Source organism: Aliivibrio sifiae (genome assembly GCF_002954705.1).
Lineage (GTDB): Bacteria > Pseudomonadota > Gammaproteobacteria > Enterobacterales > Vibrionaceae > Aliivibrio > Aliivibrio sifiae_A.
This window is the reverse complement of the sequence record NZ_MSCO01000001.1, coordinates 1,957,409-1,981,914: the sequence shown is the minus strand read 5'-3', so window position 1 is coordinate 1,981,914 and position 24,506 is coordinate 1,957,409. Positions and strand designations below refer to the sequence as shown.

The 24,506-nt window shown below is 38.7% G+C and carries 22 protein-coding genes and 1 tRNA gene; 13 read left to right on the top strand and 10 right to left on the bottom strand.

Annotation, left to right across the window (positions count from 1 at the left end; genetic code table 11):
- Positions 1–48: 48 nt before the first annotated feature.
- From BTO22_RS08770 to folD, 4 genes are all read right to left on the bottom strand, one after another.
- Positions 49–1,566, bottom strand: coding sequence for a SpoVR family protein (locus BTO22_RS08770; protein WP_105055151.1), 1,518 nt, complete (start codon positions 1,564–1,566; stop codon positions 49–51).
- An 8-nt stretch (positions 1,567–1,574) separates the two neighbouring features.
- On the bottom strand, positions 1,575–2,843 hold the full coding sequence (locus BTO22_RS08765) for a YeaH/YhbH family protein (RefSeq protein WP_105055150.1): 1,269 nt from the start codon (positions 2,841–2,843) through the stop codon (positions 1,575–1,577).
- 77 nt (positions 2,844–2,920) lie between these two features.
- Entirely contained in the window at positions 2,921–4,855 is a 1,935-nt protein-coding gene (locus tag BTO22_RS08760) for a PrkA family serine protein kinase (RefSeq protein ID WP_105055149.1), read from the bottom strand.
- Between the two features lie 188 nt (positions 4,856–5,043).
- Positions 5,044–5,901 (bottom strand): bifunctional methylenetetrahydrofolate dehydrogenase/methenyltetrahydrofolate cyclohydrolase FolD, encoded by an 858-nt coding sequence (gene folD, locus BTO22_RS08755; protein ID WP_105055148.1) that lies wholly within the window; start codon positions 5,899–5,901, stop codon positions 5,044–5,046.
- A 264-nt stretch (positions 5,902–6,165) separates the two neighbouring features.
- On the opposite strand from folD, the gene BTO22_RS08750 reads away from it, so the two are divergent.
- Positions 6,166–6,242 (top strand) — tRNA-Arg (locus tag BTO22_RS08750).
- Positions 6,243–6,351: 109 nt separating this feature from the next.
- Positions 6,352–7,809, top strand: coding sequence for a protein adenylyltransferase SelO (locus tag BTO22_RS08745; RefSeq protein WP_105055147.1), 1,458 nt, complete (start codon positions 6,352–6,354; stop codon positions 7,807–7,809).
- Between the two features lie 50 nt (positions 7,810–7,859).
- Here the strand turns inward: BTO22_RS08745 and BTO22_RS08740 are convergent, their stop codons facing one another.
- A complete protein-coding gene (locus BTO22_RS08740) occupies positions 7,860–8,396 on the bottom strand; it encodes a DUF4136 domain-containing protein (RefSeq protein ID WP_105055146.1) in 537 nt (178 codons plus the stop codon).
- 118 nt (positions 8,397–8,514) lie between these two features.
- Complete coding sequence (gene cspD, locus BTO22_RS08735) at positions 8,515–8,736, bottom strand: cold shock domain-containing protein CspD (protein ID WP_105055145.1); 222 nt, start codon at positions 8,734–8,736, stop codon at positions 8,515–8,517.
- A gap of 396 nt (positions 8,737–9,132) precedes the next feature.
- On the opposite strand from cspD, the gene clpS reads away from it, so the two are divergent.
- A complete protein-coding gene (gene clpS, locus BTO22_RS08730) occupies positions 9,133–9,453 on the top strand; it encodes an ATP-dependent Clp protease adapter ClpS (protein WP_105055144.1) in 321 nt (106 codons plus the stop codon).
- A gap of 42 nt (positions 9,454–9,495) precedes the next feature.
- Complete coding sequence (clpA, locus tag BTO22_RS08725; protein ID WP_105055143.1) at positions 9,496–11,748, top strand: ATP-dependent Clp protease ATP-binding subunit ClpA; 2,253 nt, start codon at positions 9,496–9,498, stop codon at positions 11,746–11,748.
- 94 nt (positions 11,749–11,842) lie between these two features.
- Here the strand turns inward: clpA and infA are convergent, their stop codons facing one another.
- From infA to aat, 3 genes are all read right to left on the bottom strand, one after another.
- Complete coding sequence (gene infA, locus BTO22_RS08720) at positions 11,843–12,061, bottom strand: translation initiation factor IF-1 (RefSeq protein WP_005420180.1); 219 nt, start codon at positions 12,059–12,061, stop codon at positions 11,843–11,845.
- An 89-nt stretch (positions 12,062–12,150) separates the two neighbouring features.
- Complete coding sequence (locus BTO22_RS08715; protein ID WP_105055142.1) at positions 12,151–12,843, bottom strand: arginyltransferase; 693 nt, start codon at positions 12,841–12,843, stop codon at positions 12,151–12,153.
- A 2-nt stretch (positions 12,844–12,845) separates the two neighbouring features.
- A complete protein-coding gene (gene aat, locus BTO22_RS08710; RefSeq protein WP_105055141.1) occupies positions 12,846–13,559 on the bottom strand; it encodes a leucyl/phenylalanyl-tRNA--protein transferase in 714 nt (237 codons plus the stop codon).
- 196 nt (positions 13,560–13,755) lie between these two features.
- On the opposite strand from aat, the gene aroA reads away from it, so the two are divergent.
- The 7 genes from aroA to pyrF all read left to right on the top strand — a co-directional run bounded on the left by aroA (position 13,756) and on the right by pyrF (position 20,344).
- Positions 13,756–15,036 carry a 3-phosphoshikimate 1-carboxyvinyltransferase gene (gene aroA / locus BTO22_RS08705; RefSeq protein WP_105055140.1) on the top strand — a complete coding sequence of 427 codons (1,281 nt, stop codon included), beginning with the start codon at positions 13,756–13,758 and terminating at the stop codon, positions 15,034–15,036.
- Positions 15,037–15,191: 155 nt separating this feature from the next.
- The gene (cmk, locus tag BTO22_RS08700; protein ID WP_061036600.1) at positions 15,192–15,866 is read left to right on the top strand and encodes a (d)CMP kinase; all 675 of its coding nucleotides are present in this window, start codon (positions 15,192–15,194) and stop codon (positions 15,864–15,866) included.
- A 95-nt stretch (positions 15,867–15,961) separates the two neighbouring features.
- The gene (gene rpsA, locus BTO22_RS08695; RefSeq protein ID WP_060991473.1) at positions 15,962–17,635 is read left to right on the top strand and encodes a 30S ribosomal protein S1; all 1,674 of its coding nucleotides are present in this window, start codon (positions 15,962–15,964) and stop codon (positions 17,633–17,635) included.
- 57 nt (positions 17,636–17,692) lie between these two features.
- Entirely contained in the window at positions 17,693–17,974 is a 282-nt protein-coding gene (gene ihfB / locus BTO22_RS08690) for an integration host factor subunit beta (RefSeq protein ID WP_045102545.1), read from the top strand.
- 134 nt (positions 17,975–18,108) lie between these two features.
- Positions 18,109–18,393, top strand: a complete 285-nt coding sequence (locus tag BTO22_RS08685) for a LapA family protein (RefSeq protein ID WP_061036601.1) — start codon at positions 18,109–18,111, stop codon at positions 18,391–18,393.
- A 7-nt stretch (positions 18,394–18,400) separates the two neighbouring features.
- Positions 18,401–19,570, top strand: a complete 1,170-nt coding sequence (lapB, locus tag BTO22_RS08680; protein ID WP_061036602.1) for a lipopolysaccharide assembly protein LapB — start codon at positions 18,401–18,403, stop codon at positions 19,568–19,570.
- A gap of 69 nt (positions 19,571–19,639) precedes the next feature.
- The gene (pyrF, locus tag BTO22_RS08675; protein WP_061036603.1) at positions 19,640–20,344 is read left to right on the top strand and encodes an orotidine-5'-phosphate decarboxylase; all 705 of its coding nucleotides are present in this window, start codon (positions 19,640–19,642) and stop codon (positions 20,342–20,344) included.
- 112 nt (positions 20,345–20,456) lie between these two features.
- On the opposite strand, the gene metG is transcribed toward pyrF, so the two are convergent.
- Entirely contained in the window at positions 20,457–22,517 is a 2,061-nt protein-coding gene (metG, locus tag BTO22_RS08670; protein WP_105055139.1) for a methionine--tRNA ligase, read from the bottom strand.
- 132 nt (positions 22,518–22,649) lie between these two features.
- Here metG and apbC point away from each other — a divergent pair, with 132 nt between their 5' ends.
- Both apbC and udk read left to right on the top strand, forming a co-directional pair.
- Entirely contained in the window at positions 22,650–23,717 is a 1,068-nt protein-coding gene (gene apbC, locus BTO22_RS08665) for an iron-sulfur cluster carrier protein ApbC (RefSeq protein WP_061036605.1), read from the top strand.
- Positions 23,718–23,821: 104 nt separating this feature from the next.
- A complete protein-coding gene (udk, locus tag BTO22_RS08660; RefSeq protein ID WP_060991467.1) occupies positions 23,822–24,469 on the top strand; it encodes a uridine kinase in 648 nt (215 codons plus the stop codon).
- Positions 24,470–24,506: the final 37 nt, after the last annotated feature.

Below are 24,506 nucleotides of genomic sequence, written 5' to 3'. Positions count from 1 at the left end.
TAGTGATACTTCAAGGCTTTTTTGTATATGTAATAGTTAGGGTAAGTATTAAATACTGGTATTGTAATAATTACGCTTTGGACAAGAAGAAATAATCTCTGCGCGATTAAATGAGATAACTTCTTCAAGTACGACATCAAATCCCCATAAACGGTGTAAATGTTTCATTACTTCAGCATGACTCTTATCTAATGGAATTCTATTGTGAGGGATGTGTCGGAGTGTTAAAGATCGGTCTCCTCTCACATCCACATTCCATACTTGAATATTAGGTTCTAAATTACTTAGATTATATTGAGCCGCTAACTTTTCTCTTATTTCTCGATAGCCTGTTTCATCGTGAATCGCGTTGACTTCAATATGCTTATTTTTATCGTTATCTAGAATTGAAAATAATTTAAATTCACGAATAAGCTTTGGCGATAAATACTGACTAATAAAGCTTTCATCTTTGAAGTTATGCATTGCAAAATGGACAGCATCAAGCCAGTCACTCCCCGCTAATTCAGGAAACCATTCTTTATCTTCATCTGTCGGTTCTTCGCAAATTCGGCGGATGTCTTGGAACATAGCAAAGCCTAACGCGTATGGATTAATGCCACTGTAATAAGGACTATTGTAAGCCGGTTGCGCTACGACATTTGTATGGCTGTGTAAGAATTCTAAAATGAATTTTTCAGAGACGAGTCCGTCATCATATAAATGGTTCAAAATAGTGTAGTGCCAGAAGGTTGCCCATCCTTCATTCATTACTTGGGTTTGTTTTTGAGGGTAAAAATACTGGCTGATTTTTCTTATGATTCTGACGACTTCTCGTTGCCATGACTCAAGTAATGGAGCGTGTTTTTCAATAAAATAAAGAATATTTTCTTGAGGCTCAGAAGGGAATCGTATTTTTTCTTCGCTGTTTTCTTCTTTTGATTTTGGTACGGTTCGCCATAGATCATTGACTTGAGATTGAAGGTAAGACTCTCTGTCTTCTTGACGGATTTTCTCTTCTGCGATAGAAATTTTCTCAGGACGTTTATAGCGATCAACACCGTAATTCATTAATGCATGGCAAGAGTCGAGGATTTTTTCTACCTCATCTGCACCGTACTTTTCTTCACACTGAGTTAGGTATTGTTGAGCAAACAGTAAGTAATCAACAATAGAGCTGGCGTCTGTCCATGTTTGGAAAAGGTAATTTCCTTTAAAAAAAGAGTTATGTCCATAACACGCATGAGCCATTACCAAGGCTTGCATTGTTATGGTGTTTTCTTCCATTAGATAGGCAATACACGGCGATGAGTTAATAACAATTTCATACGCTAAGCCCATTTGGCCGTGTTTATAATTTTGTTCTGTTTGGATAAATTTTTTACCAAAAGACCAATGATGATAGTTGATTGGCATACCTACGCTAGAGTAGGCATCCATCATTTGTTCAGCCGTGATTATCTCAATCTGATTAGGGTAAGTATCAAGGCGGTAGTGTTGTGCGACCTTTTTTATCTCTACATGATATTGCTCTAATATTTGAAAGGTCCAATCTGGCCCATCAGGTAGCATAGCTTTCCTTTTCATAGTGCCTCCTAAGCCAGTTGTTTTTGAAACAACTCTCTGAAAATAGGATAAATATCTTCAACTGAGCGAATGTTTTTCATCGCAAAATTATCAAATCCTTGGGTAAGTTTTTCATACTCAGTCCACAAGGTTTGATGGTGACGTTTGGTTATTTCAATGTAAGAGTAATACTGACAATAAGGGAGAATCGATGAGGTAAGTAACTCTTTACATTTTGGTGAGTCATCAGCCCAGTTATCTCCATCAGATGCTTGAGCGGCATAGATATTCCATTCATTGACAGGGAATCGTTCCGCAATCACTTCTTTCATTAATCTTAACGCACTAGAAACCATGGTTCCTCCCGTTTCTTGGGAGTAGAAAAAGTCGTGTTCGTTTACTTCTTTAGCTTGGGTGTGATGTCGAATAAAAACTACTTCAACATTCTCATAGGTACGGGTAAGGAAAAGATAAAGCAGTACATAAAAACGTTTAGCGATATCTTTTGTTGCTTGATCCATTGAACCAGAGACATCCATTAAACAGAACATGACTGCCTGACTTGATGGAATAGGGGTACGTTCGTAATTTTTATAACGTAAGTCAAAAGAATCAATATACGGGACGTGTTTAATTTTTTCTCTTAGCTCTTCTATTTCTTTCTTCATTTTACGAACAGAAAGAGGCTGGGCAGGTTCACTGTTTTTTATTTCTTCTAATTCTTTTTCAAGTTCATTAAGTAGACGTTTCTTTCCCGCTGTCATTGCGGTTCTACGAGCAAGAGATTGCTGTAGTGAGCGAACAATATCAATGTTAGATGGAATACCTGCGGTTTGAAAACCTGCTCGATGGGTTTCCCATTCGGTGATTTTTTGAACTTGATTCTTTTCTAAATTAGGCAGTTCAAGTTCTTCAAATAGGATATCCAGATATTCATCTTTGGAGATTTGGAAACTAAATTCATCTTCGCCTTCTCCATCTGCACTAGCATCACCGTCACCAGCTCCGCCGCCACTGCCACCTTGTGGGCGTTCAATTTTATCGCCTCTAATGAATTGGTCATTACCTGGAAGGATCCGTTCTCTTATTCCTCCCTGGCCCTGATGAAAAACAGGCTCAGATATATCTCCCTTAGGAATAGAGATACTTTCACCGCCTTCTATATTTGTAACTGAACGTTGATTAACGGCATCAGAAACGGCGCGTTTAATCTGTTCTTGATGACGGCGAATAAAGCGCTGTCTATTAACGGTACTTTTCTTTTTCCCGTTTAATCTTCTATCGATAAATTGAGCCATTAGTTACCCCTTATTTTGCTAGGGGCAGCTCATTAAGTAATGAGCTGCAACATAATCTCGAAAATAAAAGAGTTTTATTATGAAGATTTACGTACACGTAAGTACCATTCCGCCAGTAAGCGAACTTGTTTTTTGGTGTAGCCTTTTTCCATCATTCGAGCGACAAAATCGTCGTGTTTTTTCTGATCATCAGTGGATGTTTTGCCGTTAAATGAAATAACAGGTAGCAGGTCTTCGGTATTTGAGAACATTTTTTTCTCAATAACAACACGTAGCTTCTCATAGCTTGTCCATGTTGGGTTTTGACCATTGTTATTCGCTTTGGCTCGCAGAACAAAGTTTACAATTTCGTTTCGGAAATCTTTTGGATTACTAATCCCTGCGGTCTTCTCTATTTTTTCTAGTTCATCATTAAGGGCTGAACGGTCAAACAATTGACCTGTATCTGGGTCTCGATATTCTTGATCTTGGATCCAGAAATCAGCGTAGACTACATAGCGATCAAAGATATTTTGGCCATATTCAGAGTAAGACTCGAGATAAGCGGTTTGAATTTCTTTACCGATAAACTCAACATACTTAGGCACTAAGAAGCCTTTGACAAATTCGGTGTATTTGTCGGCAATGTCTTGAGCAAATTGTTCTCGCTCAATTTGTTGTTCAATAACATAGAAAAGATGAACAGGGTTTGCTGCAACTTCCGCTTGATCAAAGTTAAATACGCGAGAAAGGATTTTAAAGGCAAATCGAGTTGATAAGCCTGACATTCCTTCATCAACACCTGCGAAATCTTTATATTCCTGATAGCTTTTGGCTTTTGGGTCGGTATCTTTTAATGTTTCACCATCATAAACGCGCATTTTAGAGAACAGTGATGAATTTTCTGGATCTTTAAGGCGAGACAATATCGAAAATTGAGCCAAAATATCTAAGGTACTAGGGGCGCAAGGGGCATGATAAAGTTCACTATGCTCAAGCAGTTTTTGGTAAATTCTAACTTCTTCTGAAACACGTAAACAATAAGGGACTTTTACGATATAAACCCTATCTAAAAAGGCTTCATTGTTTTTATTATTTCGGAAAGACTGCCATTCTGATTCATTTGAGTGAGCTAAAATCATGCCATCAAAAGGCAGAGCTGATAATCCTTCTGTGCCGTTGAAATTACCTTCTTGTGTTGCCGTTAGTAGAGGATGAAGCACTTTGATTGGTGCTTTAAACATCTCTACAAACTCCATTAAACCTTGGTTGGCTTTACATAAGGAGCCTGAATAACTATAAGCATCAGGGTCATCTTGGGCAAAATGCTCTAATTGACGAATGTCTACTTTACCAACAAGAGATGAAATATCTTGATTGTTCTCGTCTCCTGGTTCTGTTTTTGCTATCCCTATTTGGTCGAGAATTGATGGGTGCACTTTGATGACTTTAAATTTGGTAATGTCGCCACCGAATTCATGTAATCGTTTTGCTGCCCACGGAGACATTATTGAACGTAGGTTGCGAGGCTCAATACCGTATTCTTTTTTTAGTAACTCGCCATCTTCTGTGACATCAAATAAGCAGAAGGGGTGATCGTTGACAGGGCTTCGTTCTCCATTAGCACTTAATACATAAATAGGTAATTTCTGCATTAAGCTTTTTAGTTTTTCAGCTAATGATGATTTACCGCCACCTACTGGGCCTAATAGGTAAAGCACTTGTTTGCGCTCTTCTAGGCCTTGAGCGGCATGTTTAAGGTAAGAAACAATTTGTTCAATTGGCTCCTCCATACCATAGAAGTCTTTAAAGGTCTCATAGCGAGAGATGACACGATTAGAAAAAATACGACTCAGCTGAGGATCAATTGCAGTGTCGATTACTTCTGGTTCGCCAATAGCGATAAGAAGTCTTTCTGCTGCATTTGCGTAAGCACTTTTGTCGTTACTACATAATGACAAGAAATCCTGCAGTGATATTTCTTCATCTTTTGCTGCTTCATAACGGGCTTGATAGTGGTCAAAAATACTCATATCCATTTCCTCTTGTCGTCCATAGTTCCAAATCGTTCTCATCTAAGGTTAGTAACTAAACCCTTATTTTGTCCAAGAAAAAACTGAAAATAGAATAAAAATTAAGTGAGAAATGTGGCAGCGCGCAGGTATAAAAAAGGCGAACCTTTAAAAAGCTCGCCTATTGATATTTTTATTATTTGATTTGTTTATTTACAGTGGTATTGCTCGCAAGCCAGTAATGTATTTTCAATTAGGCTAGCAACAGTCATTGGGCCAACACCTCCAGGTACTGGAGTGATATAGCTTGCTTTTGTTTTTGCAACATCATACTCAACGTCACCAATAAGTTTGCCGCTATCTAAGCGATTAATACCTACATCGACCACGACAGCACCTTCTTTTATCCACTCTCCAGGTATGAAGTTAGGTTTACCTACTGCAACTACAACCAGATCGGCTTGACGAATATGATGCTCAAGATCTTTGGTGAATCGATGACAAGTGGTGGTGGTACAGCCTGCAAGTAGTAATTCTAATGTCATTGGTCTCCCAACAATATTAGATGCACCAACAACAACGGCATGCATACCACGAACTTGAATATTGTAACGGTCAAGAAGAGTAATAATGCCTTTTGGTGTGCATGAGCGTAATTTTGGAATTCGCTGAGATAAACGACCTACATTATATGGGTGGAAACCATCAACATCTTTTTCAGGGTCAATGTGTTCTAAGATTTTAGTACTATCCATTCCAGCAGGAAGAGGAAGTTGAACTAAAATACCATCAATTTCAGCATCTTGATTCAATGTGTCAATAATAGACAGTAATTCAGCTTCTGTTGTCGTTGTTGGTAAATCATAAGATTTTGAAATAAAGCCGACTTCTTCACACGCGCGACGCTTACTGCCGACATAAACTTGAGAAGCGGGATCTTGTCCTACTAATACTACGGCTAGCCCTGGAGCACGTAATCCGGCTTCTACACGAGCTTTAACGCGAGCCCCAACTTCTGAGCGAACAGTTTGGGAGATAAGTTTTCCATCGATAATTTGAGCGGTCATAGTGTTCCTTTAGCGGTCTAATACTGATTGACCTGCGTATTGTCGCAGAAACAAAAAGTAATTGCTATAACGCAAACGATTGCTTTCTGGTGTTTAATATACTTGTATATTGTATTGGTATTCATTTTCCGTCTAAAAGATGATTTTAAGCCAGAGTTTAGATCAAACAATGCACGATCTGTCCTTTTTTTCAGCATTCGGTAAGATAATGATAAGAAAAGGATTGATCTGAGTTCGGATATTCGTATAATCCTACCCCATAGAGCGCCCTTAGCTCAGCTGGATAGAGCACCTCCCTTCTAAGGAGGTGGTCGAAGGTTCGAATCCTTCAGGGCGTACCAAATTGAAAAAGCCGCATTAACCTTATGGTTAGTGCGGCTTTTTTCATTTCTGTCATATCATTTATCAATATGCTAGCGTTACATTATTGTTCGTTAATGGAATGCACAAATGTCTTTTTGGAACGCTTTTTTAATTACAACCCGTTATTCTGAATTACCTTCCTGTTTCTTTACTCATGTCACCCCAAGTCCGCTGGATAATAGTCGTTGGGTTATGTGGAATAAAAGGCTGGCTGAGCAGTTTGGATTACCGTTGAACCCTGATAATAAACCTGAGTTGTTATCGACATTTTCAGGCGAAAACCTTCCTTCTGTTTTTTATCCTTTAGCGATGAAATATGCAGGACATCAATTTGGTAGCTACAACCCTGATCTAGGAGATGGTCGAGGACTTTTGCTAGGTGAAATTACTGATAAATTAGGGGTAAGTTTTGAACTTCATTTAAAAGGGGCAGGGCGCACGCCTTATTCTCGTACTGGCGATGGGCGTGCTGTATTACGTTCGACTATCAGAGAATATTTGTGTAGCGAAGCAATGTCTGGATTGAGTATTCCAACCACCCAAGCTTTGGGTATGATGACGAGTGATACTGCTGTTTTTCGTGAAGGGTATGAAACGGGAGCATTATTAATTAGAGCGACAGAGTCTCATGTTCGATTTGGTCATTTTGAGCATTTGTTTTATAGCAATTTACTTGCAGAGCAAAAATTACTCGCAGACAAAGTGATTGAATGGCACTTTCCTAATTGTCTTGAGTCAGATAAACCTTATGTAGCTATGTTTAATGAGATTGTTGACCGTACTGCCTTTATGATTGCACAGTGGCAGGCGGTAGGGTTTGCTCATGGGGTAATGAATACTGATAATATGTCGATTATAGGTCAAACATTTGATTATGGTCCTTTTGGTTTTCTTGATGATTATGAGCCAAATTATATTTGTAATCATTCTGACTATCAGGGGCGTTATGCCTTTAACCAGCAACCTAGAATTGGCTTATGGAATTTATCAGCTTTAGCACATTCTCTTTCTCCATTAATGGAGAAATCGGATTTAGAATATTCTTTAGCTCAATATGAAACACAACTTCATGGTTACTTTAGCCAGTTAATGAGAGATAAGTTAGGGCTTTATTCTAAACAAGAAGGGGATAGTCGATTATTTGAATCAATGTTTGAGTTGTTGTCGCAAAATGCAGTGGATTACACTCGATTTATGCGTTCACTTTCTTATTTGGATAGTAAAGAAAAACAAACTGTCGTAGACCTGTTTGTTGATCGAGAAGCGGCAACCTTGTGGGTAGATCTATACTTAACTCGTTGTGGATTGGAAGAGGACAGTACAGACTCCCGTTGTGAGCGAATGAGAAGTGTCAATCCTAAGTTCATACTGAGAAATTATTTGGCGCAGCAGGCCATTGATAAAGCTCAACAGGGCGATTTTAGTGAGTTAGAAATATTATCGTTATTACTAGAAAAGCCATTTGATGAGCATACAGAGTTTGAAAAATATGCACAATTACCTCCCGAATGGGGTAAGAAAATGGAGATTAGTTGCTCCTCATAAAAATAATAAAGCAGCTAATTTGGCTGCTTTATTATTTTTATGGCAGATATTTATTTTTTTAGATTGTGTAGCATAAATTCAGTCAGTTCATCTAAAGACATTACATTATCAGAATTGGTATAACCTTGCGCTAACACTGACCACTGTTGGTATGGTTCATTTGGTAAAAAGATTGCAATGAAAACACTGGCTTTTTTGGTGCCGTTGTCATTAACACCGATTGGTTGTATTCCTGTTAATAGCCCTGTTTTCTCTAAAATATCTTGATCTTGAATGTTCTCTTCTAGCCCTAAACCGTAGCCAACATAGAAATCAACATTCGTAGAGTCTTTGACAAATTGAAATCCTCTTTTCTCTAATGATGCTCTGAGTGATTGAGAGAATCGTTGTTCAGTATCTCTATTATTTAATTCTTTATTCAAATAATTGGCACTGATAGTTGGGTGCCAAGAGAAAGTATTCTTTCCATTAAGAGCGATATTAATATCGCCAGTTGTAACTAAGTTTACGGTATTTTTCTCTTGATGTGTTTCAGACACGCAGCCTGATAGAGTAAATAATAGAATAAGTGAGATAATATATTTCAAATTAGTTACCTAGATAAATGAAGTGAAGTCTTTGGAGCGTTTCTTAATCAATAGGTTCAAAAAAGGTGAGTATCCATGCTCACCTTTAATATTATTTAATAGCCATAATTGAGTAATATTATTTTACAACTTCACCTTCGAGTGGTTTTATTTCACTTGCATGAAATCCCTTAGGACCTTCATGGATTTCGTAGGTGACAGCTTGTCCGGCTTTTAGTGTACGGTAGCCATCCATCTCTATTGTGGAATAATGCGCAAAAATATCTCCATCTTCTCCCTCAGGACAAATGAAGCCAAAACCTTTAGCGTTATTGAACCATTTTACTGTACCTGTTGCCATGCTATACATCCCTCTGCATTTTAATTACCTAGCACAATGGTTATTAATTAATCATTTATTTGTTCAATTGATAACCACTACAAACACACTCTATTAAATATAAAATATGAGTCAAGTGCAAATTTGTTACTTTTATAACAAATTTGTTTAATGTCACACTTAAGGTTAACATTATTATCAGTAATATCAGATTGATAAATAAAGTGGAGATAAAGAAAAAAAGACCCTATCCTTTACTTTAATATCGTTGTTTTTCTACTCGATTTAATCAAAATTAAGTGATAAAGATATGAAAATCGCATCTTTTGTTTGATGTAACCTTGTGTCTAGATTAGTCTGAATAGTAGAGGATACATTGAAGTATCAGATTCTTTTTTTGCTAATTTAGTTGTCGATATGAGTAAACTATATGAATGGATTTCTCCTGATTCAGATGTTTTGGAGCAAGAGAAAACAGAGTTAAGACCACCATCTATGTATAAAGTGGTTTTAAATAATGATGATTACACTCCAATGGAGTTTGTTGTCGAAATTTTAGATAAATTTTTTTCCATGGATTTGGAAAAAGCGACACAATTAATGCTAACAGTGCATTATGAAGGGAAAGCAGTATGTGGGGTTTTTACTGCTGAAGTTGCTGAAACTAAAGTTGCGCAAGTGAATGCATATTCGCGTGATAATGAGCACCCACTACTGTGTACAATGGAACAAGCGTAAGTTTGTTCGTTACACCATATTTTGGTGTTTTGGGAGGTTCCTATGCTAAATAAAGAATTAGAAGCGAGTTTAAATAGTGCGTTTGTTCGAGCACGAGAAAAGCGCCATGAGTTTATGACAGTAGAGCATTTATTATTTGCTCTATTAGAAAACCCATCCGCTCATGAAGCTCTTTTAGCTTGTCATGCAGATTTACCTGCGTTGGCAACTGAAATTGATGAATTCATTACACAAACCACACCGCTTATTCCTGCTGACGACGAAAGTCGAGAAACTCAGCCAACATTAAGCTTTCAACGTGTTCTTCAACGTGCAGTTTTTCATGTCCAATCATCTGGCCGTAATGAAGTCACTGGAGCTAATGTTCTTGTTGCTATTTTTAGTGAACAAGAATCACATGCCGCGTACCTCCTTAAAAAGAATGACATTAGTCGGTTAGATATTGTTAACTTTATTTCACATGGTGCGCCTGAGCATCGTGAGGAGAATTCAGATCCGAATAATGTTGAAGCCGCAGTAGAGGCAAGCCCAGAAGATAAATTAGAAAGCTTTGCTATTAACTTAAACCAAGTGGCTAAAAATGGCGGGATTGACCCATTAATTGGACGCGATGAAGAGCTTGAGCGTACGGTTCAGGTATTGTGTCGTCGCCGTAAAAATAATCCGCTATTAGTCGGTGAAGCAGGAGTGGGTAAAACCGCAATTGCTGAAGGTCTTGCATGGCGAATTGTTGAAGGTCAAGTTCCTGATGTTATTAAAGACTGTATTATTTATTCTTTAGATATTGGTTCATTGCTTGCCGGTACTAAATATCGTGGTGATTTTGAGAAACGATTTAAAGCTATCTTAAAACAGCTTGAAAAAGAAGAACATGCAATCTTATTTATTGATGAAATTCATACTATTATCGGTGCGGGTGCCGCTTCAGGCGGTCAAGTTGATGCCGCTAATTTAATTAAACCTCTATTAAGTAGCGGAAAATTACGCTGTATTGGCTCAACTACTTATCAAGAACACAGTACGATTTTTGAAAAGGAGCGTGCATTAGCTCGTCGTTTCCAAAAAATTGATGTTTTGGAACCGTCAATTGATGACACAACTAAAATATTAATAGGCTTGAAAAGTAAATACGAAGAGCATCATGAAGTCCGTTATACCAATAAAGCCCTTCGTGCTGCGGTAGAGCTATCAGCAAAATACATTAATGAGCGTCATTTACCAGATAAGGCAATTGATGTTATCGATGAGGCGGGAGCTCGTTGTCGTTTAACGCCAGTAAGTCGTCGTAAAAAGACAATTAATGTCGCAGATATCGAAGCTATGGTTGCAAAAATGGCTCGTATTCCTGAAAAATCAGTATCTTCTAGCGATAAAGATGTACTGAAGAAATTAGACTCAAAGCTAAAAATGTTGGTATTTGGTCAAGATCACAGTATCGATGCACTATGTGAAGCTATCAAACTTAGCCGAGCAGGGTTAGGTGCAGATAATAAGCCTGTGGGCTCTTTCTTGTTTGCTGGCCCTACCGGGGTAGGTAAAACAGAAGTTACTGTTCAGTTAGCGAAAGCTCTGGGTATTGAGCTTCTTCGTTTTGATATGTCTGAATATGGTGAGCAACATACGGTTAGCCGATTAATTGGTGCTCCTCCGGGTTATGTTGGTTATGAGCAAGGCGGGTTATTAACTGACGCTGTAATTAAACACCCTCATTCTGTTGTATTACTTGATGAGCTTGAAAAAGCGCATCCAGATGTCTTTAACTTGCTTCTTCAAGTCATGGATAACGGTACACTGACAGATAATAATGGTCGAAAAGCGGATTTCCGAAATGTAATTTTTGTAATGACGACCAATGCTGGTGTTCATGAAACAGTGAAAAAATCGATTGGTTTGATTCAACAAGATCATACAACTGATGCGATGGCTGCAATTAAGAAAATCTTTACACCAGAGTTTAGAAACCGTTTAGATAATATCATTTGGTTCGAACATTTGAGTAAAGATGTTATTTCGTTAGTAGTAGAAAAATTCATAGTAGAGCTACAAGTTCAGTTAGATGCTCGTGGCGTCTCAATGGAAGTGTCACAAGGCGCAAAAGATTGGCTTGCTGATAAAGGGTATGATAAATCTATGGGCGCTCGACCGATGGCTCGTGTTGTTCAAGAGAACCTTAAAAAACCAATGGCAAATGAATTGTTATTTGGAGAATTAGTAAATGGTGGCACAGTTCGCGTTAAATTAACTAAAGGTGAATTAGCCTTTGAGTTTACGAGTGAAACTGAAGCGGTTCATTAATTAATCAGTAGATAATAAAAAACCCAGTCAATGACTGGGTTTTTTTATATTATTTTAAAGCAAATTAAAAAGTTAACGTGCTAAAAATGACAAATTAACGAGCACGGAAGACGATACGGCCTTTAGATAAATCGTAAGGAGTCATTTCAACTGTTACTTTGTCACCAGTAAGAATACGGATGTAGTTTTTACGCATTTTACCTGAGATATGAGCAGTAACAACGTGACCGTTTTCTAATTCTACGCGAAACATTGTGTTTGGTAGTGTATCTAGAACCGTGCCTTGCAGCTCAATTGCGTCTTCTTTTGCCATTGAATCCTCTTTATATAGATAGCTTTGGCTGATTTTTAAGCGGCCAATAATGCCCTTAAAAATGATGTATGTAAAGTTTGGTGGGCATTTTACCCCTGCCAGACCATATTTACTAGCTTTTGGTTAGGTTTATATCGATCTTTATATTTCATTGCTGGACAATCGTCTATTTGGTAACCAGGGTAGAGCCAGTTTTTTTGCAATTGTTTACATAATTTTAGTTGAATTAGAATAGAGACGGTTCCTAGAGATAACGGATGCTCTGGCTCAAAAAACGTATACATAGCACTGATTGAGTCAACTAAGATATCGGTTACAGCAATTGCGATAAGGACATTGTTTTCGTAAATATGAAGAAAATGACTAGGTAACCATTCTGCTTGAGAAAATTCAAAAAATTGTTCCTGATTTGCAGGAAACATACTGCCTGATTGGTGGCGAGCGGTTATATATCGTTCATATAATGCGAACCATTCATCATCCATCTCTGTTTTTATTTCCCAAGTAAACGTAGATAATTTATTTAAAATTCGTTTTTGGCTTTTACTTGGTACGAATTCACTTGCGCTAATTCTTAAAGGTTGGCAAGCATTGCAAGCTTCACACATTGGTTTATATACCGTTGAACCACTGCGTCTAAATCCCAAGCGAATTAATGCTTGATAACCAATAGGGGAATGAAGTTCTGTATCCATAACAACACCGAGGCGCTCTTGTTGTCCAGGTAGATAGCTACAAGGCCCCCCTGGTGTTAACCCAACTTGAAGAGAAAATTGACTCATGATTAAACATTATTCCCAATAGATTGTGGAAGGTAACAATTTGGACTTACTGTTTTGTTAGTGAGTTTATTTAACTTTATTTTGAAATCTTTTCTTTTCATTTCGATTGCTCCTAAGCTTTCAAGATGAGGATTCATCATTTGGCAGTCAATCAACTGCCCATCAGAAGCCACAAAATGCTCACAAAATTGCCACAGTGCTATTTTTGATGCATTTGTTTTTAATGAGAACATAGATTCACCACAAAAAACTTGACCGATTTGAAGGCCGTATAATCCGCCAATAAGTGTATTGTCAGACCATACTTCGACAGAGTGACAATATCCTAATTTTGCTAGCTGTTTATAAGCTTGGATCATTTCAGGCATAATCCACGTTTCATCTGACCCTCGTGTTGATGCGCATAATTCAATCACTTGACCTGTCGATTTATTGATGGTGATTTTATAATTTGATTTACGAAAGAATTTTTTTAGGCTTTTTGATGGCAAGAATTGCTCAGGTAGGAAAACTCCTCGAATGCTAGGACTCCACCATAAGATAGGGTCACCAGCACTATACCAAGGAAAAATACCTCGTTGATAAGCGTTTAATAGTCGAGATGCAGTCAGATCTCCCCCCATAGCGAGTAAACCATCAGGTTCGGTTAATGCACTTTCAATATGAGGAAAGTGGCTTGTTTCATTTGAATCGAGTTGTGATAGGTAAATAGTCATAAGTAAAAGAAATAGGATTCACTATTTTTAAGTAAAGAGACAACATTGCCTCTGGTACAACGCTTTGGTTTTCGTTACTCTGAAAGTATGAAGAATAACAAAAAATAACAATGAAAGCTGAAACAGCTATGCAATAACTGAATGAAATAGCAGGCATAGCATTCTTATTTATTTGTACAGGAATTTTTACATAAACATGGAAAGCTTAACTCTTCAACCAATTTCAAAAATTGATGGCCAAATTAATCTACCAGGCTCAAAAAGTGTTTCTAATCGTGCGTTATTATTAGCTGCGTTAGCGTCTGGAAAAACAAAACTAACTAATTTACTTGATAGTGATGATATTCGTCACATGCTTAATGCACTAAAAGCACTTGGTGTTGAATATATACTATCTGAAGATAAAACGGTCTGTGAAGTCACTGGTTTAGGTCGTGCTTTTGAACCTCAAGAAGCATTGGAACTTTTTCTTGGCAACGCAGGTACGGCAATGCGCCCATTAGCGGCAGCATTGTGTCTAGGTCGAGGTGAATTTGTACTTACTGGTGAGCCTCGAATGAAAGAGCGTCCTATTGGACATCTTGTAACGGCATTGAAAGCTGCAGGTGCTGACGTAGAATATTTAGAAAATGAAAACTACCCGCCGTTAAAGATTAAAGGAACAGGCCTTAAAGGAGGGACGGTTGAGATTGATGGTTCTATCTCAAGTCAGTTTTTAACTGCTTTTTTAATGGCAGCTCCATTATCAACACAAGAGACAACGATTAATATAGTGGGTGATTTAGTTTCTAAACCATACATTGATATCACTCTAGATATTATGGCTACGTTTGGAGTTGAAATTGAGAATCAAAATTATCAGACATTCGTTGTTCCAGCTAATCAAACGTATGTTGCACCCGGGGATTTTCTTGTTGAAGGCGATGCCTCTTCTGCGTCTTATTTTCTTGCAGCAGCTGCAATAAAAGGCGGTGAAGTAAAAGTGACGGGCATTGGTAAAAAGAGCATTCAAGGTGATGTTCAATTTGCAGATGCACTAGCAGCAATGGGAGCTGATATCGAATGGGGTGATGATTATGTTATTGCTAGAAAAGGAGAATTAAAAGCGGTTGATATGGACTTTAACCATATTCCTGATGCTGCAATGACAATTGCCACTGCTGCTCTTTTTGCACAAGGCACAACATCCATTCGTAATGTCTATAATTGGCGTGTAAAAGAAACTGATCGTTTAACAGCGATGGCGACTGAATTAAGAAAAGTCGGAGCTAAAGTAGAAGAGGGGGAAGATTATATTACGATCACACCACCAGAGAAATTAGAACATGCAGCTATCGATACTTATGATGATCACCGTATGGCAATGTGTTTTTCTTTAGTTGCTTTGAGTGATACACCGGTAACAATTAATGATCCAGGCTGTACGTCAAAAACCTTCCCAGACTATTTTGATAAAATGAAAGAGCTTAGTGTGTAATTTATAGCGTAAAAGCAATTAAATTTACATTGATGTAAGCCCTGTGTAAAAAACACAGGGCTTTTTTAGTTTTTAATAAACTAAAGTATATAAATAATCTGACTTGGGTATAATGCGCCCGTAGAAACCAATCACAATAATTAATGGAGAACTCCATGACTACTCATTCACCAGTCGTTACTGTTGATGGTCCAAGTGGCGCAGGTAAAGGTACCTTGTGCATGTTGCTTGCTGAAAAGCTAGGTTATAATTTATTAGATTCTGGTGCTATATACCGTGTATTAGCATTAGCTGCAATTCACCATGGTGTTGATTTAGAGTCAGAAGATGCACTTGTACCTTTAGCTGCAAACTTAGATGTGCAGTTCAAAGCGGAAGGTGAATTAGTTAAAGTGATTCTTGAAGGTGAAGATGTATCTTCTGAACTTCGTAAAGAAGAGACGGGAATGGCTGCGTCAAAAGTAGCAGCGTTACCGCAAGTTCGTGAAGCGTTACTGCGCCGTCAACGAGCATTTTCTGCGTTACCAGGTCTTATTGCTGATGGTCGTGACATGGGGACTGTTGTGTTCCCTACCGCAGAAGTTAAGATATTTTTAGATGCAAGTGCCGAAGAACGAGCGAATCGCCGAATGAAGCAGTTGCAACAGAAGGGGTTAGATGTTAGATTTGACCGTCTTTTAGGCGAAATTCAAGAACGTGATGATCGAGACCGCAATAGAGCAGTCGCGCCATTACGTCCCGCTGAAGACGCTTTAGTATTAGATTCAACGTCAATGAACATTGATGAAGTTGTCGCGCAAGCTATTGCTTTTATTGAATCTAAGCTATAATTGAAACTTAGTTAGTTGCAAGGATGATAACTAACCTTACTATCAACCCCATGCGGTAGGATACCCATGGACGTTTAATATTGAAGATCAAATTAATGACTGAATCTTTTGCTCAACTCTTTGAAGAGTTTCTATCTGAAACTGAATTCCAACAAGGCAGCATCGTTAAAGGTACTGTAGTAGCTATCGAGAACGGTTTCGTTCTTGTTGACGCTGGCCTTAAGTCTGAAGCAGCTATCCCAGCTGAACAATTCAAGAACGCTGCTGGCGAACTTGAAGTTGAAGTTGGTTCTGAAGTAGACGTTGCTCTTGACGCTGTTGAAGACGGTTTCGGTGAAACTCAACTTTCTCGTGAGAAAGCGAAGCGTCACGAAGCTTGGATTCAACTTGAAAAAGCATACGAAGATGCTGAAACAGTTATGGGTGTTATTAACGGTAAAGTTAAAGGCGGCTTCACAGTTGAACTTAACGGTATCCGTGCATTCCTACCTGGTTCTCTTGTTGATGTACGTCCAGTACGTGACACTTTGCACCTTGAAGGCAAAGAGCTAGAGTTCAAAGTAATCAAACTTGACCAAAAGCGTAACAACGTTGTTGTTTCACGTCGTGCTGTTATCGAATCTGAAAACAGTGTTGAGCGTGACGAGTTACTTGCTTCTCTACAAGAAGGCATGGAAGTTAAAGGTATCGTTAAGAACCTTACTGACTACGGTGCATTCGTTGATCTAGGTGGCGTTGACGGTCTACTACACATCACAGATATGGCTTGGAAGCGTGTTAAGCACCCATCTGAGATCGTAAATGTTGGTGACGAGATCAATGTTAAAGTTCTTAAGTTCGATCGTGAGCGCACTCGTGTTTCTCTAGGTCTTAAGCAACTTGGCGAAGATCCATGGGTAGCTATCGCTAAGCGTTACCCAGAAGGTCACAAACTTTCTGGTCGTGTTACTAACCTAACTGACTACGGCTGCTTCGTTGAAATCGAAGAAGGCGTTGAAGGTCTAGTACACGTTTCTGAAATGGATTGGACTAACAAGAACATCCACCCTTCTAAAGTTGTGAACGTAGGCGACGAAGTTGAGGTTATGGTTCTTGAGATTGACGAAGAACGTCGTCGTATCTCTCTAGGTCTTAAGCAATGTAAAGCTAACCCATGGCAGACATTCGCTGAAGCGCAAGCTAAAGGCGACCACGTTACTGGTAAGATCAAATCTATCACTGACTTTGGTATCTTCATCGGTCTTGACGGCGGCATCGACGGTCTAGTTCACCTATCTGACATTTCTTGGAATGCTACAGGTGAAGACGCGGTACGTGAGTACAAGAAAGGCGACGAAATTTCTGCTGTTGTTCTAGCAGTAGATGCAGAGCGTGAGCGTATTTCTCTAGGTGTTAAACAAATGGAAGAAGACCCATTTAACAACTACCTAGCAGACAACAAGAAAGGTACTTTAGTAAACGGTACTGTTTCAGCTGTTGACGCTAAAGGCGCTACAATCACTCTTGCAGATAGCGTAGAAGGTTACATCCGTACTTCTGAGCTATCTCGTGACCGTGTTGAAGATGCATCTCTAATCCTAAGCGTTGGCGATAGCGTTGAAGCGAAGTTCACTGGTGTAGACCGTAAGAACCGCGTAGTTAACCTATCTATCAAAGCTAAAGATGAAGCTGACGAGCAAGAAGCAATGGCTTCACTGAACACTAAGTCTGAAGACGGTGGTTTCGGTAACGCAATGGCTGACGCTTTCAAAGCAGCTAAAGGCGAATAAGTAAATTTAAAGGGAGCGTAATGCTCCCTTTTCTTTCGATAACGTAGGAGGTCATTTATGACAAAATCTGAACTGATTGAACAACTGTGTAGTAAAAAGCCTCAACTTTCTGCTAAGCAGGTTGAAGATACAGTCAAGGAAATCCTTGAACAGATGGCAACAACGCTAGAAGGCGGTGATCGTATAGAGATTCGTGGTTTTGGTAGTTTTTCTCTACACTATCGAGAGCCACGTTTAGGTCGTAATCCGAAAACTGGCGATAAGGTTGAATTAGACGGTAAGTTTGTTCCTCACTTTAAACCGGGTAAAGAACTGCGTGAACGTGTGAATTTCAGCTAATGTAAATTAGTATATAAAAACGGCATACTTTTGAGTATGCCGTTTTTTTATGTTCATTTTCAGTGCATTTAGGTGTATCTTTAGAGCAGTAAAATAATATATTGTTAGAAATTCATTAACCGGAGGGAAGCCCAGTGAAAATTGTAATTGCTGTTTTATTAATTGCTTTATTTCTGATATCACTTGCTGTTGGCGCACAGAATCAGGTTGTAGTTAATTTTAATTATTTATTAGCACAAGGTGATTTCCAGCTATCGACCTTGCTTGGTATTTTCTTTGCAACTGGTTTTGGCCTAGGTTGGTTAATTTGTGGCAGTATGTATTTAAAAGTCAGCATGACGCAACGTCGTCTGCGTAAACGCCTTGAAAAGAAAACCATAGAGTTAGATAAATTACGCTTAGACTCAACAAAAGGGTAATGACTTAATGTTAGAGCTGCTATTCCTATTATTACCTATTGCTGCCGGATATGGCTGGTATATGGGTAATAGGAGTGCGAGACAACAACGTCAAAGAGATACCAATCACCTGTCACGTCAATATGTGACGGGGTTAAATCTATTGCTTTCAGATCAGTCAGATAAAGCGGTAGATCACTTCATTGAACTACTTCAAGTTGACAGCGATACGATAGATACTCACCTTGCATTAGGCAACTTGTTTAGAAGTCGAGGTGAAGTTGATCGTGCGATTAAAATTCACCAAAATCTCATTGCTCGTCCAAATTTAACGTTAGATCAGCGTAATATTGCTCTTCAGCAACTGGCTAAAGACTATATGGTTGCGGGTATTCTAGATCGAGCGGAAAAGATTTTTGAACAACTTCTTGATGAGCCAGATCACAGAGAGGCGGCATTGCTTCAACTTGTTGCTATTCATCAGCAGACCCGAGAATGGGAACAAGCGATCAATTTTTCAAATAGCTTAGTCAAAATGGGTAAAAAGAAATTAAAGCCAGATATTGCTCATTATTATTGTGAATTAGCGATGCAAGAATTATCAGATAGCCATATTAATAAAGCTAAGCAGAATTTGAAAAAAGCGTTATCTATTGATAATCAATGTGTTCGCGCCTCTATTATGATGGCGAAGTTATTAATGGAAGAAGATAACTTTAAGGGCGCAGTAAGTCAATTAGAGTCCGTTTTAGATCAAGATATTGAATTTATTAGTGAAGCATTACCTTTACTCGCTGAATGCTACGAAAAGCTGGATCGAGAAGGGGCGTTGCTAAACTTCTTAAAAGAAGCCATTTCAAAAGGGGCTGGTGCAAGTGCTGAGCTGATGTTATCAAACCTGATAGCAAAACATGAAGGTACGGCATTAGCTCAAGGCTATATGACTAAACAGCTGCTTAAAAACCCAACGATGAAAGGTTTTTATCGTTTGATGGGTTATCACGTAGATGAAGCTGAAGATGGTAGAGCAAAAGCAAGCTTAGCAAGTTTACAAAACTTGGTAGGAGAACAGTTAAAAATGAAGCCAAACTATCGTTGCAGTAAGTGTGGATTTTCTGCTCATCGATTATTTTGGCAATGCCCATCTTGTAAAGGGTGGGGTGTTATTAAACCTATTAAAGGTTTAGATGGTGAATAATTAAGAGGCGCAATTTGTGCCTCTTTTTTTTAATAAAATGTAAGTAGATTAATTTCCCAAGGAGAGAAAATGAAAGACCAAAAGGTGATTGTTGCATTGGATTATGATAATCAAACAGACGCATTAGCATTTGTTGATAAAATTGATCCTAGCTCTTGCCGACTAAAAGTAGGCAAAGAGATGTTTACTTTATTTGGCCCTGAGTTTGTTAAAGAGCTTCATAAGCGTGGTTTTTCTGTTTTTCTAGATTTAAAGTTTCATGATATTCCTAATACGTGTTCAAAAGCAGTGCGTGCGGCTGCTGAAATGGGTGTTTGGATGGTTAACGTTCATGCGAGTGGTGGTGAGCATATGATGACAGCATCACGTGAAATCTTAGAACCGTATGGTAAAGATCGTCCACTACTTATCGGTGTTACTGTCTTAACTAGCATGGAGCAACAAGACTTAGCGGGTATTGGTTTAGATATTGCACCACAAGAACAAGTAAAACGTCTTGCTGCATTGACTAAAAATAGTGGTTTAGATGGTGTTGTGTGTTCAGCACAAGAAGCATCAATATTAAAAGTAGACCTAGGCAAAGAATTTAAATTAGTGACTCCTGGCATTCGTCCAGCAGGCTCTGCGGTGGGTGATCAAAAACGTATTATGACACCAGTAGATGCGATTACTTCAGGTTCTGATTATTTAGTGATTGGTCGCCCAATTACACAAGCTGAGAATCCATCACAAGTATTAAATGAGATTAACCTTTCTTTAGCGTCTGTTTTATAAGTTTGTAACTTGATAGGTGAAAGATTTTTAATTTGTAATCACCTATAAATAGATAAAAAAATAGAGACCATTTGGTCTCTATTTTTGCTTGTAATTATCTTTTAAAAAAGAATTACATTACACGCATACCAGGTTGAGCACCTTCGTGTGGTTCAAGAATCCAAAGATTTTTACCACCAGGTCCTGCAGCTAGGATCATGCCTTCAGACATACCAAACTTCATCTTACGAGGTTTAAGGTTAGCAACCATAACAGTTAGCTTGCCTTCTAGTTCTTCAGGTTTGTATGCTGATTTAATTCCAGAGAATACTTGGCGAGTTTCACCGCCGATGTCCAATTGGAATTTAAGTAGTTTGTTTGCTTTTGGAACTTCTTCACAAGAGATAATACGAGCAATACGCATATCAACCGCTTCGAACGCATCGAATTCAATCTCATCTGCGATTGGATCTTTATCTAGTTCAGTTTGGCTTGCTTTTTCTTTGTCCGCTTCTGCTTTCTCTTTTGCTGCCATTTCAATTGCTGCATCTGCTTTTGATGCTTCAACCATTGCTTCTACTTTTTTAGGATCAATACGAGCAAATAGTGCTTTGAACTTAGTAATCTCATGAGACGTTAGTGGTTGTGCAATGCCTTCCCACGTCAGCGTTTCATTTAAGAAAGCTTCAGTACGTGCAGCAAGCTCTGGCATTACTGGTTTTAAGTAAGCCATTAATACGCGGAATAGGTTAATACCAACAGAAGCGACTTCTTGTAGCTCTTGTTCTTTACCTTCTTCCTTCGCGAGAACCCAAGGTGCTTTTTCGTCAATGTACTGGTTTGCTTTATCAGCAAGCGCGGTAATTTCACGAATAGCACGACTAAATTCACGAGTTTCGTATAGCTCAGCAATGCGACCTTCAGCAGCAACGAATTCGTTGTAAAGCTCAGGAGTAACAAAGTTATCAGAAAGTTTGCCATCAAAACGTTTAGTAATGAAACCAGCGTTACGAGAAGCTAGGTTAACAATCTTATTTACGACATCAGAGTTTACACGTTGAGTGAAATCTTCAAGGTTTAAATCAAGATCATCAATACGGCTGTTAAGTTTAGCGGCGTAGTAATAACGTAAACACTCAGGATCTAAGTGATTTAAGTAAGTACCTGCTTTAATGAATGTGCCTTTTGATTTAGACATTTTTGCGCCATTTACTGTTACGTAACCATGAACAAATACATTGTTTGGCTTACGGAAACCCGAACCTTCTAGCATTGCAGGCCAGAATAGGCTGTGGAAGTAAACAATGTCTTTACCAATGAAGTGATAAAGCTCTGTGGTGCTGTCTTTTTTCCAGTACTCATCAAAGTTTAGATCGTCACGCTTATTACAAAGGTTTTTGAATGAACCCATGTAGCCAATTGGGGCATCTAACCAAACGTAGAAGAACTTGTTAGTTTCACCTGGAATTTCAAAACCAAAATAAGGCGCATCACGAGAGATGTCCCACTGTTGTAAACCAGATTCAAACCATTCTTGCATTTTATTTGCAGTTTCAGTTTGAAGAGAGCCAGAGCGAGTCCACTCTTTTAACATGCTTTCAAACTGAGGTAAGTCAAAGAAGAAATGCTCAGAGTCTTTCATTACCGGTGTTGCACCAGAAACCGCTGATTTAGGGTTGATTAAATCAGTAGGGCTGTAGGTTTCACCACAATTATCACAGTTGTCACCGTATTGATCTTCTGACTTACATTTCGGGCAAGTTCCCTTCACGAAACGGTCAGGTAAGAACATCTCTTTTTCTGGATCAAATAATTGAGAGATAGTACGGCTAGTAATAAAACCGTTCTTTTTTAGCTCTAAATAGATATGAGAAGCTAATTCACGGTTTTCATCACTGTGTGTGCTGTGATAGTTATCAAAGCTGATGTCGAAGCCTGCGAAATCTTTTTGATGCTCTTCGCTAACTGCTGCAATCATTTCTTCAGGAGTGATACCCATCTGTTGAGCTTTAAGCATGATTGGTGTGCCGTGAGCATCATCTGCACAAATAAAGTTAACGTCGTTGCCACGTAAACGTTGGTAACGAACCCAGATATCCGCTTGGATATGCTCAAGCATGTGGCCTAAGTGGATTGAACCGTTTGCATACGGTAGGGCACATGTAACCAGAATTTTTCTCGGATCTGTAGCCATATCTTCTCTTTCGCTTAATGTGATGGGTGAAAATTTTAAGAGATAAATAGTACCTGATGCGAGCCTGAATGCATAGAGGATCAAGGGTTCAATTAGTGATAGGATGAGTAAAAATAACTGAGGAGTGACAAGATGGCATTTACAACGATGGCAGAGATTAAAAATTGGCTCAATGATTTTACACATCCACAGCTTTGTGAAAGCTGGGCGGAGATCCCTAATATGGTCTCAATCTCTGCCGCGGGGGTTATTACTGTAATATTGCCTTTTGTTTCTCACTCAGTGGAACGAAATTTACTTCTTTGGGTGGCAGAGCAAAAAGAACAACTTAACCTTTCTTCTTTAGAGTTAGTGGTGGCATTTAAAGTCGCAACATTAAAAACAGATAAGCAAGCGGTTAAAGGCGTTAAAAATATTATAGCAGTCAGCTCTGGCAAGGGTGGGGTTGGTAAATCAACAACTGCGGTTAATTTAGCATTGGCTCTCCAATATTTAGGTGCGAGAGTTGGGATTTTAGATGCAGATATTTATGGTCCCTCAGTTCCGTTAATGCTGGGTGTTGAAGATAAGAAACCAAACATTGTTGATAATAATCGAATGATGCCAGTTGAAGCTCACTGTCTTTATAGTAACTCGATTGGTTATTTGGTTGATAAATCAGAAGCGGCAGTATGGCGTGGTCCAATGGCTTCTAAAGCTTTGTCACAATTAGTCAATGAAACTTTGTGGCCTGATTTGGATTATTTAGTCATTGATATGCCACCAGGCACAGGTGATATTCAACTTACTTTGTCACAACAGATCCCAACGACAGGGGCGGTTATCGTAACAACACCACAGGATTTAGCGTTAACGGACGCTATAAAAGGGGTCAATATGTTTACTAAAGTAGATATTCCTGTGATTGGTGTGGTCGAAAATATGAGCGTACATATTTGTTCTAATTGTGGTTATGAGGAAGCAATTTTCGGCACGGGTGGTGCTGCATTAATGGCACAGCATTATTCTATTCCGTTATTAGGGCAGCTTCCCTTGCATATTGATATTCGTAGTGAGACTGATTCTGGCACCCCAAGTGTTGCGTCTGACTCTTCCAGTGCACACAGTCAACTTTATATTGAATTAGCGGAACAAGTTTCAAGCCGTTTATATTGGCAGGGTAAGGTCGTGGTTGACCAAATAATGTTCAAGTCATTGTAGCTTCACAGTTATATGTAATTTTCGGTGGAAAGTGTGGAGAGTAATCCTTATAATCAGGCGGTTTTATTTTAATAACCGTATCTCGCACACTTTAGGTATCTTTTATGTCAGAGAACAGTAATCATCACTGTATTATCGTAGGTATTGCAGGCGCATCAGCTTCAGGTAAGAGCTTGATCGCTTCGACTATTTATAACGAACTACGAGCAAAAGTTGGCGACCACCAAATTGGCGTAATAACTGAAGACAGTTACTACAAGGACCAAAGCCACCTGACCATGGAAGAAAGAGTCAAAACGAATTACGATCACCCAAATGCACTTGATCACCAATTATTGAGTGAGCATCTTGAGCAGTTAATGCGTGGTGAAGCGGTTAATATTCCGACTTACAGCTACACAGAACATACTCGTACAACTGATGTTGAAGTAATGACTCCAAAGAAAGTAATCATTCTTGAAGGTATTTTATTACTAACAGATCCTCGTTTACGTAATTTAATGCATGCAAGTGTGTTCATGGATACGCCTTTAGATATTTGTTTATTACGTCGTGCTAAGCGTGATGTAGAAGAACGTGGCCGTACAATGGAATCTGTATTTGAACAATATCAGAAAACAGTACGTCCAATGTTTATGCAGTTTATTGACCCATCGAAGCAACATGCTGACATTATCGTTCCACGTGGTGGCAAAAACCGTATCGCTATTGATGTATTAAAAGCACATATTTCTCGTTTATTGAAAGCATAATAAAACGAAATTATATAAATAGGCCGACGTTATCGTT

Excerpts from the sequence above, each read along its gene's own strand:
- clpA (WP_105055143.1), top strand. The coding sequence starts at position 9,496 with ATGCTAAATAAAGAATTAGAAGCGAGTTTAAATAGTGCGTTTGTTCGA.
- ihfB (WP_045102545.1), top strand. The coding sequence starts at position 17,693 with ATGACAAAATCTGAACTGATTGAACAACTGTGTAGTAAAAAGCCTCAA.
- BTO22_RS08770 (WP_105055151.1), bottom strand. The coding sequence starts at position 1,566 with ATGAAAAGGAAAGCTATGCTACCTGATGGGCCAGATTGGACCTTTCAA.
- clpS (WP_105055144.1), top strand. The coding sequence starts at position 9,133 with ATGAGTAAACTATATGAATGGATTTCTCCTGATTCAGATGTTTTGGAG.
- lapB (WP_061036602.1), top strand. The coding sequence starts at position 18,401 with ATGTTAGAGCTGCTATTCCTATTATTACCTATTGCTGCCGGATATGGC.
- BTO22_RS08715 (WP_105055142.1), bottom strand. The coding sequence starts at position 12,843 with ATGAGTCAATTTTCTCTTCAAGTTGGGTTAACACCAGGGGGGCCTTGT.
- pyrF (WP_061036603.1), top strand. The coding sequence starts at position 19,640 with ATGAAAGACCAAAAGGTGATTGTTGCATTGGATTATGATAATCAAACA.
- cspD (WP_105055145.1), bottom strand. The coding sequence starts at position 8,736 with ATGGCAACAGGTACAGTAAAATGGTTCAATAACGCTAAAGGTTTTGGC.
- aroA (WP_105055140.1), top strand. The coding sequence starts at position 13,756 with ATGGAAAGCTTAACTCTTCAACCAATTTCAAAAATTGATGGCCAAATT.
- folD (WP_105055148.1), bottom strand. The coding sequence starts at position 5,901 with ATGACCGCTCAAATTATCGATGGAAAACTTATCTCCCAAACTGTTCGC.
- rpsA (WP_060991473.1), top strand. The coding sequence starts at position 15,962 with ATGACTGAATCTTTTGCTCAACTCTTTGAAGAGTTTCTATCTGAAACT.
- apbC (WP_061036605.1), top strand. The coding sequence starts at position 22,650 with ATGGCATTTACAACGATGGCAGAGATTAAAAATTGGCTCAATGATTTT.
- udk (WP_060991467.1), top strand. The coding sequence starts at position 23,822 with ATGTCAGAGAACAGTAATCATCACTGTATTATCGTAGGTATTGCAGGC.
- BTO22_RS08765 (WP_105055150.1), bottom strand. The coding sequence starts at position 2,843 with ATGGCTCAATTTATCGATAGAAGATTAAACGGGAAAAAGAAAAGTACC.
- aat (WP_105055141.1), bottom strand. The coding sequence starts at position 13,559 with ATGACTATTTACCTATCACAACTCGATTCAAATGAAACAAGCCACTTT.
- metG (WP_105055139.1), bottom strand. The coding sequence starts at position 22,517 with ATGGCTACAGATCCGAGAAAAATTCTGGTTACATGTGCCCTACCGTAT.
- BTO22_RS08745 (WP_105055147.1), top strand. The coding sequence starts at position 6,352 with ATGTCTTTTTGGAACGCTTTTTTAATTACAACCCGTTATTCTGAATTA.
- BTO22_RS08760 (WP_105055149.1), bottom strand. The coding sequence starts at position 4,855 with ATGAGTATTTTTGACCACTATCAAGCCCGTTATGAAGCAGCAAAAGAT.
- cmk (WP_061036600.1), top strand. The coding sequence starts at position 15,192 with ATGACTACTCATTCACCAGTCGTTACTGTTGATGGTCCAAGTGGCGCA.
- infA (WP_005420180.1), bottom strand. The coding sequence starts at position 12,061 with ATGGCAAAAGAAGACGCAATTGAGCTGCAAGGCACGGTTCTAGATACA.